Origin of the sequence: Streptococcus sp. 1453, assembly GCF_013276955.1 — a bacterium.
In the GTDB taxonomy this organism is placed as follows: Bacteria; Bacillota; Bacilli; order Lactobacillales; family Streptococcaceae; genus Streptococcus.
This window is the reverse complement of sequence record NZ_VMLZ01000002.1, coordinates 24,578-37,017: the sequence shown is the minus strand read 5'-3', so window position 1 is coordinate 37,017 and position 12,440 is coordinate 24,578. Positions and strand designations below refer to the sequence as shown.

Below are 12,440 nucleotides of genomic sequence, written 5' to 3'. Positions count from 1 at the left end.
CCTTACTGTACCCAAGTACAAGCCTCAGTCACTTACCTAGTATGAAAAGCAACTAATAGACTGCTGTGAGATTTTCTACTGTGTTATTGATTAGTCAACAACAGTGAATCCCATAGAACGAGCAGTACCTTCGATCATACGCATTGCAGACTCTACGTTTGCTGCGTTCAAATCTGGCATCTTAGTTTCTGCAATTTCTTGTACTTGCGCACGAGTAACTGTAGCAACTTTAGTTTTGTTAGGTGTACCTGATCCTTTTTCAACACCTGCAGCTTTTTTCAAAAGAACAGCAGCTGGTGGTGTTTTAGTGATGAAAGTAAATGATTTATCTTCGTAAACTGAGATAACAACTGGAATGATCATACCAGCTTGGTCAGCTGTACGAGCGTTGAACTCTTTTGTGAATCCCATGATGTTGATACCAGCTTGACCAAGAGCAGGTCCAACCGGTGGAGCTGGTGTAGCTTTACCAGCAGGGATTTGCAATTTTACAAGTTTTTCGACTTTTTTAGCCATTTTTAAATCCTCCTTTGTGGTTTTGGCGGTAATTAGAGATTTTTACCTCCCACAAGTATGCTTTTCACATACCCATCTATTATACACTATTTATCTGGAATTGCAAGAGAAAAGTTTATTTTTTATACTCAAAGAGCAAACTAGGAAGCTAGCCGCAGGCTGCTCAAAGTACAGCTTTGAGGTTGCAGATAAAACTGACGAAGTCAGCTCAAAACACTGTTTTGAGGTTGTGGATAGAACTGACGAAGTCAGTAACCATACGCACGGTAAGGCGACGCTGACGTGGTTTGAAGAGATTTTCGAAGAGTACTAATCGACGTAATCTCCGCCTTCAAAGCCATAGTATTCTTCCAAACTAAGACCACTCTCAGCAATTTCTTTAGCTTCTTTTCCTACATAACGAAGGTGCCATTCCTCAGCCATATAGCCTGTTTCCTTTTCCTTGCCTTTGAGATAACGGACAACAAAGCCATAATCAGCTGCATGGTCCAAAAGCCATTGGGCTGCTTTTTCTTCTGTCACCAAATCACCATCAGTCCCAATCACATCAAAGGCCAAGCCAGTTTGGTGTTCACTATAGCCAGGTCGAGCAGAATAACGGTCAGCAGCTTCTTTCCCATCTTGATTGACATAATCTTGGTAGAGCTTGGTCTGAGTTTCATAACTTCTAAAGCCACTGTAATGGTCACTAATTGGGAAACCTGCCTCTTGCATCGCTTTGATGAGTTTAACCAACTCAGCCTTGGCTGTTGGATTTTCCCCTGGATTATAGTCTTTAGACAATGGATAGTGTTTGTTGGCTACGATGATTTCATCGTATTTGCCTTGGATGCTGTAATAGTCTCCTTTATTGACCACTTCTGCTTTCTTCTGGGCAGCTCCTTGAGATTTACTGCCGACTGTTCCATCAGCTTTGGCTGTTTGTTCTGTCTTAGCTGCGCCATCTTCATTTTTTGCTTTATCTTGTGAACAAGCTGCTAGACTCAAAGCTAGCAAGGCTGTCAAGACAAGGTATCTTTTCTTCATTTCTACTCCTTTATTTCTAATAGTTTATCTACTTCTGATGATAAACATTCGACTAATCTTTTGATTTCATCCGGTTTTGCTTGGCAGGTTTCTGCTGTCATTTCTTCAAAGGGAACCCACCAGACTGGTCCACGTCCATTGAGACCGTGACCATTCATATCACCTGTCCGTCGTGGAAACAGATGCCAATGAAGATGGGCATCGCCATTTCCTAACAGTTCGATATTCATTTTCTCAGCAGTAAAGGCCTTGGCAACTGCCTCTTGGACTAGACTCATTTCTTCTAGAAAACGTAGTCTTGTTTCCTTTTTCAAATGGTGCAATTCGGTGACGTGTTCCTTGACTAGAAAAAGACTATAGCCTGCAAAATACTGGTGGTCTCCAATGACCACATAGCCTGTTTCCAACTCTTTGACAAAGTAAGGATTTTCTCCCTTCTTGATGAGCTCAATTCTCTGACATATAAGGCACATATTAGTCTACCAATTCGCTCTTAAGATAGGCATCAACCATACGCTCCGTCGCGACAACTGAATCAATGTGTGTTCGTTCGTAAGAGTGACTTGATTCAATACCAGCACCAAGCAGAGCGTGTTTGACTTCTGCCCCTGCAGACATAGCTGCTGAAGCGTCTGAACCATAAAATGGATAGATGTCCAGCTTAAATGGAATATCTTGCTCTTTCGCCAAGGCAACCAAATGTTGACGGAAGTCATAGTGATAAGGTCCAGAAGCATCCTTGACACAGATGGACACTGTGTACTCATCTGTTTGCTGATCATCCCCCATAGCTCCCATATCCACAGCCAGATATTCGACTACTTGAGCAGGAATATTAGAATTAGCACCATGCCCCACTTCTTCAAAGACTGAAAAGGCAAAATGGGTTGTTACTGGCAACTCAATTTTCTCTTCCTTATAGATACGAAGCAGGTTAAGCAAAATCGCTGCGCTGACCTTGTCGTCCAAATGACGAGACTTGATAAAACCTGTCTCTGTCACGACAGTTCGTGGGTCAAAACTGATAAAATCACCGACCTCAATCCCCAAGGCACGAGTTTCTTTTTCATTTGTTACTTTGGCGTCCAAACGCACTTCCATATTGTCCTGCGTGCGTTCTGCAGTTCCTGCATCCTTATAGACATGGCAAGAAGTTTGGTGGATGAGGATGGTACCTGATAGCTTTTGACCTGTGCTAGCCACATGAACGGTACAGTTTTCTCCTTCAATCATGTTCCAAGGAAAACCACCGATACGGTCCATTTTGAGACGACCGTCCGGTTTGACAGCACGGACAATGGCACCCAGCGTATCTACATGGGCAGTCACATAGCGGTGTTGTTCATCTTTTTGACCTTTAATGGTCACATTGACACCGCCCTTAGCTGTGCGAACCGGCTGGTAACCAAAACCTTCTAGAGTTTTGACTAAATAGTCCGAAATCTCACGAGTGAAGCCTGTTGGCGATGCAATGGCTGTTAGTTCTTTGATATATTCTACTGTTTGATTCATTTATTTACCTCTTTTGCTACCTATTATAACACATTTATCATCGGATAAAAAAGAAAATCACCCCTGTAGACTTAGCTACAAAAGTGATTTTATACTCAATGAAAATCAAAGAGCAAACTAGGAAACTAGCCGCAGGCTGTACTTGAGTACGACAAGGCGACGTTGACGCGGTTTGAAGAGATTTTCGAAGAGTATTAGTGATTATTCCATTTCAAAAACATCACTTTCTTGCTTGTTTGGTAGAACCAATGAGAGCAAGATTCCGACAATAGCTGGTGCCAACCATGGGAGAGATGCCTTAGCAAAAGGAAGAGTGTTGACAAGGTTTGCAAGAAACTCAACCTTAAACGAGCTTCCTAGTACGCTTGCAATAGCAATAGCTGTAACCACAGCAATTGTCAACTGCATACCTGGTTTTGAAAGAGCCACAAATTTGTTGACAATGACAATCATAACGATGGCAATCGTGATTGGGTACAAGATAACCAATACTGGAATGGAGTACTTGATAATCGCATCAAGACCCAAATTGGCAATAGCAAATCCGATCAAAGTAAAGGCTGTCGCATAAACCTTGTAGCTGATTTGTGGGAAGCGTTCATTAAAGAACTCAGCTGTTGACACAATCAGACCAACTGTTGTTGTGAAGCAGGTTACGGTAACCATAGCTGCAAGGAAGAGTTGCGCTGTTGAGCCAAAGATTTCTTGAGTGGCTTGTGACAAGATGTAAACACCTGGCGTTCCACCCTTCATCGCTTCAGCTGGTACTGGGAAATGATTCCCAAGGAAGCCTAAACCGATGTAAAGAGCGCTGAAGGCAAGGGCAACAACGATACCAACAACCCAAATGGTTGAAATGTATTCTTTCTTACTTGAAAATCCAAGTTGTTTCAAGGTTTGAACTGCGATTACGCTAAAGGCAACTGAGGCAAGGGCGTCCAAGGTATTGTAACCTTCTAGGAAACCTGTACCAAAGGCAGAAGCTTGATAAGCAGCTGAAGCAGCTTGAGGACTTGTTCCACCGTATTTGAAAGCTCCCAGAACAACCAAGATAACAATCAAAATCGCAAAGACTGGCGTTAAAATACGGCCGATACGGTCTAAGATTTTTGATGGATTAAGCGAAATCAAATAGGCTGCTGCAAAATACAGAACTGTAAAGACAATCAAACCAAGACCTTTATTTGCATCCGACAAAAGGGGGCTAATCCCTACTTCGTAAGCTGTTGTAGCAGTACGTGGGATAGCAAAGAATGGACCGATTGACAAATAAAGAACTGAGAGGTAAAGAGTCGCAAACCAAGGCGCTATCTTTGTTGAAATCTCATAGATATACCCTTTAGGATTTAGCGTTCCAATAATAAGAGTCAAGACGGCAATACCGACACCTGAAAAGACAAAACCTGCGATGGCAGGAAGAAAATGTTCTCCAGATAGAGCACCTAGAGAAGGCGGAAAAATCAAGTTTCCCGCACCAAAAAATATTCCAAACAGGAGTAAACCTGTTAGGGCACCTTTTTTAGTCATGAAAATCTCCTTCATATTTATAAAATACTGACCTAGTATATCATGAATAAGAGTACGAAAAAAGCTTCACGAAGTAAATATTGAATGTTTTCAAGATTCTTAAAAATAAGAATTGTCTAAAAATAACATCCCCTACCCAGTCCACGTCAAGTAGGAGAAAATTCTAATGTTTATACTCTTCGAAAATCTCTTCAAACCACGTCAGCTTCACCTTGCCGTACTCAAGTACAGCCTGCGGCTAGCTTCCTAGTTTGCTCTTTGATTTTCATTGAGTATTAAAGTTCTTCAAAGGCAGTCATACCACCTTGGACATTGATAACCTTATAACCTTGTTCTGATAAGAATTGGCAAGCACGCGCCGATCTCATTCCAGATTTACAAATAACATAATGTAACTGTTCCTTGTCCAATTGATCATAAGTATCAGCTAATTGACTAAGTGGCAGGTTATGGGCATCTTCTAAATGAAGAGCTTCAAACTCATCCACTTCTCTCACGTCCACTAGAGAAAGTTGGTCGTTTTGGTAAAGCTGATAAAATTCGTCAAAGGTTATTTCTTTCATTCTTTTTCTCCTAATACTCTTCGAAAATCTCTTCAAACCACGTCAGCGTCGCCTTACCGTGCGTATGTTACTGACTTCGTCAGTTCTATCCACAACCTCAAAACAGTGTTTTGAGCAACCTGCGGCTAGCTTCCTAGTTTGCTCTTTGATTTTCATTGACTATAAAATAGTTTTAATTCTTTTTTTCAAATCCGGCACCACTTCTGCCTCAAACCAAGGATTTTTGGCCATCCAGATTTGATTTCGCGGTGAGGGGTGAACTAAAGGAAAATACTCTGGCAAGTAATTCTGATAATATTTTACCCGTTCTGTCACCTTGCCACTGACTTTCTCCTGTAAATAGTAGGCTTGGGCATATTGGCCGATCAAGAGGGTCAACTGGATATCGGGTAATTCTTGCAAGAGCTGTGGATGCCATTTTTCAGCAAAGCCTGTTCTCGGTGGCAGGTCACCTGACTTGCCATGTCCTGGAAAGTAGAAATCCATAGGCAAGACAGCAAAATAGCCTGAATTGTAAAAGGTATCTTCATCCACACCGAGCCAGTCCCGCAAACGATCACCACTTTTGTCCTTCCAGTAAAGGCCTGCTTCTTGGGTTTTAAGACCAGGCGCCTGACCGATGATATTGATGCGAGCAGTTTTTGGCGCTGCAAAAAGAGGCTCAATTCCGCGTTCTGTATAGATAGCATTCTGTGGATCCGCCATAATAGCTTTCTTGATTCTTTCGATTTGAGACATCTACTTTCCCTCCAAAAAGAAGTCTAAGCATAAGATCTCAGACTTCTATCGTTTTATTTGATCAATTCGTAAATAGCTTCGGCATAGATTGCTGCTGCTCGGAAGAGATCGTCCAAGGCGATAAATTCATTGGCTTGGTGCATGGTATCAATTGAGTCTGGGAACATGGCACCGTAGGCAACTCCGCGTTCGAGCAAACGACCAAAGGTTCCACCACCGATAACTTGCTCGTGACCTTTAAGTCCAGTTTGTTTTTCATAGACATTCAACAAGGTTTGCACAAGTGGATCTTCCATTGGCACATAGTGAGGGGTATGACCGTGTTCAGAAAGGCTAACAGAAGCAACTGGCAAGTTTTCAAGGATTGACTTGATTTGTTCTGGACTTGTTCCTTTTGGATAGCGGATGTTAAGGGCAATCGTATTGTCAGCACTTGTTTCATCAAAGCGGAAGACACCGGCATTCATAGAAAGGGCACCCATCTTTTCATCCACATGAGCAATCTTGAGATTTTCACCCTCATGATCGTTCAAGAGAATCTTACCAGCGATGTCAAGGTAGTCTTTGGCTGGACTAGCAAAGTCAAACTGGCTAAGGAAGAGGGCTAGGTAAGTCGCACCATTGACACCTGAAGCAGGCATAGCACCGTGGGCTGATTTACCAATGATCGTCACCTTGTATTGGTCGTTTTCTTCTTGGAGTTCTCCTCTAAGTTTGTGTTCTGCAACAAAGGCATCTAGTTTAGCTTGCAAGTCAGCCAAATCACCTGAAACGACTGCTGTTGCTGATTCTGGTACCATGTTTTCACGCAAACCACCTGTGAAGCTGTGAAGACGAGCTTCACCTGCATTTTCACCTGCAAAGTGAAGGTATTCCGTGATATTTCCTTTTTCACCATTGATGATAGGGAATTCAGCGTCTGGAGAGAAACCAAAGTCTGGCTTGGCAAGTCCTACATGTTCAAAGTAGTAGTCCATGTCTGCCCAGCCTGATTCTTCGTCTGTTCCGACGATGAAGCGAACTTTTTTAGAAGTTGGAAGGCCCAATTCTTTGATGATTTTCAAGCCATAGTAACAAGCTGTTGTAGGTCCCTTATCATCAGAAGCCCCACGCGCATAAAGACGACCATCTTTGATAGTTGGTGTGTAAGGGTCTGTGTCCCAACCGCTACCAGCAGGAACCACGTCCATGTGAGCAAAGATCCCGAGAACTTCTTCGCCATTACCAAACTCGAAGTGTCCTGCATAGTTATCAACATTTTTAGTTGGGTAGCCATCACGATCTGCTATTTCAAGGAATTTTTCCAAGGCTTTTACTGGACCAGGTCCAAATGGATGCTCAGCATCAACCTTGCTATCATCACGTTCTGAGTTGATTTCCAAAAGGCTAAACAAGTCAGCCAAGAGGTCTTCTTTGCGTTTTTCTACTTCTGCTGTAAAATCAATTACTGTCATTTTTTCTTCTTTCTATCTTTTCTCGATGATTTCATCTACTGGCAAGCGGTAGCTTGGTTCCAATTTTTCGTCTGTGTAACCCACTGTGATCAAGAGTTCTGGGCGGAAACGGTCTTCAATTTCCAAAACCTCATTGACTTTTGATTTGTCAAATCCAAGGATCAAATTTGATCCGATTCCTTGGTCTGTAAGAGCCAGAACCAAGTTCATAGCAACCAAACCTGCATTGAGGGCTAGGTAGTCGCTGACTTGTTGTTCATTGTAACGGGCAAATTCCGCAGGCAAGTTCTTCATGAAATATTGAAGTTGTTCTTCTGAGAAATTCTTTGCGCCACCGACACGGGCAATCTTGCGGGCACGTTTAGCCAAATCTGTGTCTGTAAACAAGGCAATAGTTACAGGCGCTGATGATACCTGTTCAAAGTTTGAACCGTAAGCCAATTTTGCTAGTTCGGCATTTTTCTCACGTACCACCACAAATTTCCAAGGCTGGCTGTTGTGGGCGCTTGGAGCCAAGGTTGCAATTTCGATAGCCGTACGCACATCTTTTGGATCAACTGGCTTATCAGTGAAATGCTTAGTCGCATGACGTTTTTTATTTAATTCAAGAAATTTCATAATCGATTTCCTTTTCTAATTCTACTGCTTCCATTCTACCATATTTTGAAAGAGCTTGCAGAGATTTTTCATGATTAAGTTTTTTCTATCACAGACATAAAAGATATATATTGGTTTATCAGGAAAGTTTCTGATAAACTAGCAAGTACTTTACATTTGAATGGAGACATTATGAAAAAATTTAGCCTATTACTAGCTATCCTACCATTTTTGGTTGCCTGTGGGAATCAAGCTACACCCAAAGAGACTAGCGCTCAAAAGACAATCGTCGTTGCTACAGCCGGCGATGTGCCGCCATTTGACTACGAAGACAAGGGTAATCTGACAGGCTTCGATATTGAAGTCCTAAAGGCAGTGGATGAAAAACTCAGCGACTACGAGATTCAATTCCAAAGAACTGCTTGGGAAAGTATCTTCCCAGGACTTGATTCTGGTCACTATCAGGCTGCAGCCAATAACTTGAGTTATACAAAAGAGCGTGCTGAAAAATACCTCTACTCACTTCCGATTTCGAACAATCCCCTCGTCCTCGTCAGCAACAAGAAAAATCTTTTGACTTCACTTGACCAAATTGCTGGTAAAACAACGCAAGAGGATACCGGAACTTCAAACGCTCAATTCATCAATAACTGGAATCAAAAACACACTGATAATCCTGCTACTATAGATTTTTCTGGTGAAGATATCGGCAAACGAATCCTAGACCTTGCTAACGGTGAATTTGATTTCCTCGTTTTTGACAAGGTCTCTGTTCAAAAGATTATCAAGGACCGTGGCTTAGACCTTTCTGTGGTTGACTTGCCTTCTGCCGATAGCCCCAGCAACTATATCATTTTCTCAAGCGACCAGAAAGAGTTTAAAGAACAATTTGATAAAGCACTCAAAGAACTCTACCAAGACGGAACCCTCGAAAAACTCAGCAATACCTATCTAGGTGGCTCTTACCTCCCAGATCAATCTCAGTTACAGTAAGATATATTAAAAACGATTGGACCAGTCAATCGTTTTTAGTTTGCATCGGTTATTTTAGGAAACTCTTACAAAAAATCAAAAAATTTCTTCACATCCTCTACATACCCATGCTTTTCTATTAAGCTGGCTAAGAGTTCCAGATTGTGTCCCTGATAGTTATCTTCACGACGTAGTTCTTCATACATTTCGATAAAGGGAAGCCCCTTGGACTTGGCCAATTCTAACTCCGCTTCATAATCATAAGCGACTTTACGAAATAGGATATTTACCAATTCCCCATCTTCAACCTCTATCACGGCATACTGGGCACGGTGATTTTTTAACGCCTCCCAATTAAAATAGGGCATGCCAATCGACCCTGGATTGATGATTTGTTGCCCTTGACTGCCATAACGAAGCAACTGCTTGTGAACATGACCATAGACTGCCACGTCAACTTCATCATCTAGGAGTTGGTCAAATTTCTCTGTATCATTCTCAACTAGCAAGTCACCACCATAATTTTTGTCCGGTAAATTATGTGAGAGAGAAAAACGCAGCCCCTCAACTTCTTTCTTTTCCAGCAAAGGCAAGCTTCGTAGCCAGACAATCGTTGCAGGATCCATTCGCTCCATCAAAAACTGAGTCATTCGCATAAGCTGGATTTCTTGCGGATTTTCTAAACCGTATTGCCCATCCAAGACCTCCAGGACACAATCATCCCAATTGCCTCGAACACTGGCTGTGATAGGAAGGTCCTTTAGCAGGGCGACTAAGTCATTTGCGCCTGGACCAGGAAGAAAAGTATCTCCCAGAAGCCAGTATTCACTGACTCCTTGATTTTTAGCATCTGCAATCACTGCTTCTAGTGCAGTTGCATTGCCATGAATATCTGATAAAATTGCGATTTTATGGTTCATTGTGGTTTCCTTCCGTTTGGTAATCTACTCTTTCTTCCGCCACTTGAAGCAAGATTTCTGTTTCCTGCGGGTTCAACTTCCTCTGCACAGCCTCTGCTACTGCTCTTGGTACTCCAACTTCGACAATCTCATCCACACTGGCTTCCTTGATTTTTGTCAGAGACTTGAAATGCTTCATGAGATTTTGCTTGCGTTTAGGTCCTAGACCATCAATACCATCCAATTGGGATGAAAAGGAATTTTTGGAGCGCAGTTGACGGTGGAAAGTGATGGCAAAGCGGTGGACCTCGTCCTGAATGCGTTGGAGGAGGAAAAATTCCTGAGAATTGCGAGACAACTCCACCACCTCAAGCGGATCTCCAAAGAGCAATTCATGGGTTTGGTGCTTATCATTCTTTTGCAAACCTGCAATGGGGATATCCAAGCCTAGCTCCTCTTGGATGACTTGCTTGGCGATATTGACTTGACCTTGTCCCCCATCAATGACAATCAAATCTGGCGGAGTTAAACCTTCTCTTTGTACTCGACCATAACGTCTGCGAATAACCTCACGCATACTAGCATAGTCATCTGAACCGACAACCGTTTTTATCTTGTACTTACGATAATCCTTCTTGCTTGGTTTGCCGTTGACAAAGACCACCATAGCTGAAACAGGACTGGTTCCCATGATATTGGAGTTATCGAAGGACTCGATGCGAACTGGAGTCGGAATTTGGAGCAAGCGTCCTAGATTTTCAATAGCCCCTTGGGTCTTCTCGACAGATTTCTCTAGCAGGTTAAATTTCTGCTCTAGGCTGACTCGGGCATTTTTTATGGCTAGATTGACCAGCTGCTTTTTCTCTCCACGCTGGGGCTTGAGAATCTTGGTATCCACCAAAGCCTTAACGGCTTCTTCATCGATATCCTGCGGAATCAGTACCTCATTGGGAACCAGATGAGATTTTTCTTGATAAAATTGTCCCACATAGGTCAAAAAGTCCTCATCCGGATCATTGTAGTAGGGAAAGAGATTGACATCCCGCTCAATGAGTTTTCCCTGACGAACAAAGAAAACCTGAACACACATCCATCCCTTGTCCACATAGTAGCCAAAGACATCCCGATTTTGGAGATCCTTAGCCATGACCCGTTGCTTGGTTCGAAGCGTTCCAATGGCCTGAATTAGGTCACGGTATTCCGCCGCACGTTCAAATTCCATAGTCTGGGCTACCGCTGCCATTTTTCCCTTGAGGTCATCAATGATTTTGTCATCCTGCCCTTTTAAGAAGTCAGAAACCTCCTGAGCCATGGACTTGAAATAGGCCTCATCTTTCTTACAGATGGTATGGGCCATACATTGGCCGATATGGTAGTAAAAACAGACCTTAGACGGTGGGTTTGTACACTTGCGAAAAGGGAATATCCGATCCAGCAGTCGCTTGATTTCATTGGCTGCCCCCACATCTGGATAAGGTCCAAAGTAGAGACCGCCGTCCTTCTTGACCTGACGGGTGATAATCAAACGAGGATAGCGTTCATTGGTAATCTTGATGAAAGGATAGGACTTGTCATCCTTGAGCATGATATTGTATTTGGGCTTGTTTTCCTTGATCAAGTTGATTTCTAGGAGAAGTGCCTCAATATTGGACTCCGTAACGATAAATTCAAAATCCACAATTTCAGACACCAAGGCCTCTGTCTTAGTATCGTGACTCCCACGGAAATAAGACCTCACGCGGTTACGCAGATTTTTAGCCTTTCCTACATAGATAATGGTGCCGTTTTTATCCTTGTGAATGTAGCAACCAGGGCTGGTCGGCAAGAGCTCTAGTTTTGATTTAATCAAGTTGTTCATAATTCCATTATAGCAAAAAAGTAGGGAAAGATAGTCCCCTACTCACTAGTCTCATATAATTTTCGAAGTCTTTCAACATCCTCTTCCTGGATACCATAAAAGGAACCTGCTGGTTGCATCACAGACTTCTCATCTGTATGGTCCAAGCCAATCGCATGCCCCAACTCATGTTCTGCAGTATGGACAAGGCGCTCATAGGAATAGCCATAGTTAGGATTGGACAGATAATAGTGATTCAACCGTACCGTGACAGACAAGAATTGCCCTGTTAAGAGGTTGGTCTGACTTTCTGCCTCTCCTGCCACAGGAGTGCCTCCGTCATTCATCTCAGTAGCCAAGATATCCGCCTTACTAGACTCAGTCACGAGTTCAAAGTTAAAAGCACCAGTTTGATTCCAGTTCTGAATTGCTTCTAAATACGCCTCTTGAAAGCGTGAATCCATCTGGGGATCTAGGTAAATACGAGCAGAAGCCTGCGGCCACCTTCCTTCAGAGTGTTGGTGACTATCTGTCTGGTTCAACTGAGGCAGTTGCCCTGTTTTTTCCCATTGGTCGATACTTTGTTGACCAATTTTTACTGACCGCTCTGCTTGCTTTAGCGCTCCTTGAAAATCACCGTTCAGATACCAAAGAAGTCCAAAAGCAAAAGCACACAAAAGAAAAGCTATCCAAACTAGACGCCAAAACAAACGCCACACAAAAGAAAAGAAAGCCCCTATCAAACGAAAAAGCCAGCGCATGTCTCTCCACCTTTCTAGCAAATAAAAATTATTTTACT

14 protein-coding genes are annotated in these 12,440 nt (G+C 42.7%); 2 read left to right on the top strand and 12 right to left on the bottom strand.

Annotated features, from left to right (window positions below; translation table 11 throughout):
* Positions 1-90: 90 nt before the first annotated feature.
* Positions 91-516: a 50S ribosomal protein L11 gene (rplK, locus tag HW098_RS01085; protein ID WP_001085807.1), complete on the bottom strand. Its 426-nt coding sequence runs from the start codon at positions 514-516 to the stop codon at positions 91-93.
* A 100-nt stretch (positions 517-616) separates the two neighbouring features.
* On the opposite strand from rplK, the gene HW098_RS01080 reads away from it, so the two are divergent.
* Entirely contained in the window at positions 617-829 is a 213-nt protein-coding gene (locus HW098_RS01080) for a hypothetical protein (protein ID WP_176139011.1), read from the top strand.
* Here the strand turns inward: HW098_RS01080 and ldcB are convergent.
* From ldcB to HW098_RS01040, 8 genes are all read right to left on the bottom strand, one after another.
* Positions 826-1,542, bottom strand: a complete 717-nt coding sequence (ldcB, locus tag HW098_RS01075) for an LD-carboxypeptidase LdcB/DacB (RefSeq protein ID WP_176139010.1) — start codon at positions 1,540-1,542, stop codon at positions 826-828. The two genes, HW098_RS01080 and ldcB, sit on opposite strands and share 4 nt — an antisense overlap.
* Before the next feature lie 2 nt (positions 1,543-1,544).
* Positions 1,545-2,015: an HIT family protein gene (locus HW098_RS01070; RefSeq protein WP_176139009.1), complete on the bottom strand. Its 471-nt coding sequence runs from the start codon at positions 2,013-2,015 to the stop codon at positions 1,545-1,547.
* 1 nt (position 2,016) lies between these two features.
* The gene (locus HW098_RS01065; RefSeq protein WP_176139008.1) at positions 2,017-3,054 is read right to left on the bottom strand and encodes a M42 family metallopeptidase; all 1,038 of its coding nucleotides are present in this window, start codon (positions 3,052-3,054) and stop codon (positions 2,017-2,019) included.
* 201 nt (positions 3,055-3,255) lie between these two features.
* Complete coding sequence (gene brnQ / locus HW098_RS01060) at positions 3,256-4,581, bottom strand: branched-chain amino acid transport system II carrier protein (protein ID WP_176139007.1); 1,326 nt, start codon at positions 4,579-4,581, stop codon at positions 3,256-3,258.
* 275 nt (positions 4,582-4,856) lie between these two features.
* Positions 4,857-5,144, bottom strand: coding sequence for a rhodanese-like domain-containing protein (locus tag HW098_RS01055; RefSeq protein ID WP_176139006.1), 288 nt, complete (start codon positions 5,142-5,144; stop codon positions 4,857-4,859).
* Positions 5,145-5,303: 159 nt separating this feature from the next.
* Positions 5,304-5,882, bottom strand: a complete 579-nt coding sequence (locus HW098_RS01050) for a uracil-DNA glycosylase family protein (protein WP_176139005.1) — start codon at positions 5,880-5,882, stop codon at positions 5,304-5,306.
* A 53-nt stretch (positions 5,883-5,935) separates the two neighbouring features.
* Positions 5,936-7,336 carry a dipeptidase PepV gene (gene pepV, locus HW098_RS01045; protein WP_176139004.1) on the bottom strand — a complete coding sequence of 467 codons (1,401 nt, stop codon included), beginning with the start codon at positions 7,334-7,336 and terminating at the stop codon, positions 5,936-5,938.
* A gap of 12 nt (positions 7,337-7,348) precedes the next feature.
* The gene (locus HW098_RS01040) at positions 7,349-7,954 is read right to left on the bottom strand and encodes a nitroreductase family protein (protein ID WP_050209139.1); all 606 of its coding nucleotides are present in this window, start codon (positions 7,952-7,954) and stop codon (positions 7,349-7,351) included.
* Positions 7,955-8,125: 171 nt separating this feature from the next.
* Between HW098_RS01040 and HW098_RS01035 the strand changes: the two genes are divergently transcribed.
* Positions 8,126-8,926: an amino acid ABC transporter substrate-binding protein gene (locus HW098_RS01035; protein WP_176139003.1), complete on the top strand. Its 801-nt coding sequence runs from the start codon at positions 8,126-8,128 to the stop codon at positions 8,924-8,926.
* A gap of 65 nt (positions 8,927-8,991) precedes the next feature.
* Here HW098_RS01035 and HW098_RS01030 read toward each other — a convergent pair whose 3' ends face one another.
* From HW098_RS01030 to HW098_RS01020, 3 genes are read right to left on the bottom strand one after another with little or no spacing between them, the layout of a single operon-like run.
* A complete protein-coding gene (locus HW098_RS01030) occupies positions 8,992-9,825 on the bottom strand; it encodes a metallophosphoesterase family protein (RefSeq protein ID WP_176139002.1) in 834 nt (277 codons plus the stop codon).
* Entirely contained in the window at positions 9,815-11,662 is a 1,848-nt protein-coding gene (uvrC, locus tag HW098_RS01025) for an excinuclease ABC subunit UvrC (protein ID WP_176139001.1), read from the bottom strand. Before uvrC ends, HW098_RS01030 begins: the two co-directional genes overlap by 11 nt.
* A 38-nt stretch (positions 11,663-11,700) precedes the next feature.
* Positions 11,701-12,402 (bottom strand): M57 family metalloprotease, encoded by a 702-nt coding sequence (locus HW098_RS01020; protein WP_176139000.1) that lies wholly within the window; start codon positions 12,400-12,402, stop codon positions 11,701-11,703.
* Between the last annotated feature and the right edge of the window lie 38 nt (positions 12,403-12,440).

What these genes read in the sequence shown, in the direction of transcription:
- uvrC (WP_176139001.1), bottom strand. Translation starts at nt 11,662, where the DNA reads ATGAACAACTTGATTAAATCAAAACTAGAGCTCTTGCCGACCAGCCCT.
- ldcB (WP_176139010.1), bottom strand. Translation starts at nt 1,542, where the DNA reads ATGAAGAAAAGATACCTTGTCTTGACAGCCTTGCTAGCTTTGAGTCTA.
- HW098_RS01070 (WP_176139009.1), bottom strand. Translation starts at nt 2,015, where the DNA reads ATGTGCCTTATATGTCAGAGAATTGAGCTCATCAAGAAGGGAGAAAAT.
- brnQ (WP_176139007.1), bottom strand. Translation starts at nt 4,581, where the DNA reads ATGACTAAAAAAGGTGCCCTAACAGGTTTACTCCTGTTTGGAATATTT.
- HW098_RS01020 (WP_176139000.1), bottom strand. Translation starts at nt 12,402, where the DNA reads ATGCGCTGGCTTTTTCGTTTGATAGGGGCTTTCTTTTCTTTTGTGTGG.
- HW098_RS01055 (WP_176139006.1), bottom strand. Translation starts at nt 5,144, where the DNA reads ATGAAAGAAATAACCTTTGACGAATTTTATCAGCTTTACCAAAACGAC.
- HW098_RS01040 (WP_050209139.1), bottom strand. Translation starts at nt 7,954, where the DNA reads ATGAAATTTCTTGAATTAAATAAAAAACGTCATGCGACTAAGCATTTC.
- HW098_RS01030 (WP_176139002.1), bottom strand. Translation starts at nt 9,825, where the DNA reads ATGAACCATAAAATCGCAATTTTATCAGATATTCATGGCAATGCAACT.
- pepV (WP_176139004.1), bottom strand. Translation starts at nt 7,336, where the DNA reads ATGACAGTAATTGATTTTACAGCAGAAGTAGAAAAACGCAAAGAAGAC.
- HW098_RS01035 (WP_176139003.1), top strand. Translation starts at nt 8,126, where the DNA reads ATGAAAAAATTTAGCCTATTACTAGCTATCCTACCATTTTTGGTTGCC.
- HW098_RS01050 (WP_176139005.1), bottom strand. Translation starts at nt 5,882, where the DNA reads ATGTCTCAAATCGAAAGAATCAAGAAAGCTATTATGGCGGATCCACAG.
- rplK (WP_001085807.1), bottom strand. Translation starts at nt 516, where the DNA reads ATGGCTAAAAAAGTCGAAAAACTTGTAAAATTGCAAATCCCTGCTGGT.
- HW098_RS01065 (WP_176139008.1), bottom strand. Translation starts at nt 3,054, where the DNA reads ATGAATCAAACAGTAGAATATATCAAAGAACTAACAGCCATTGCATCG.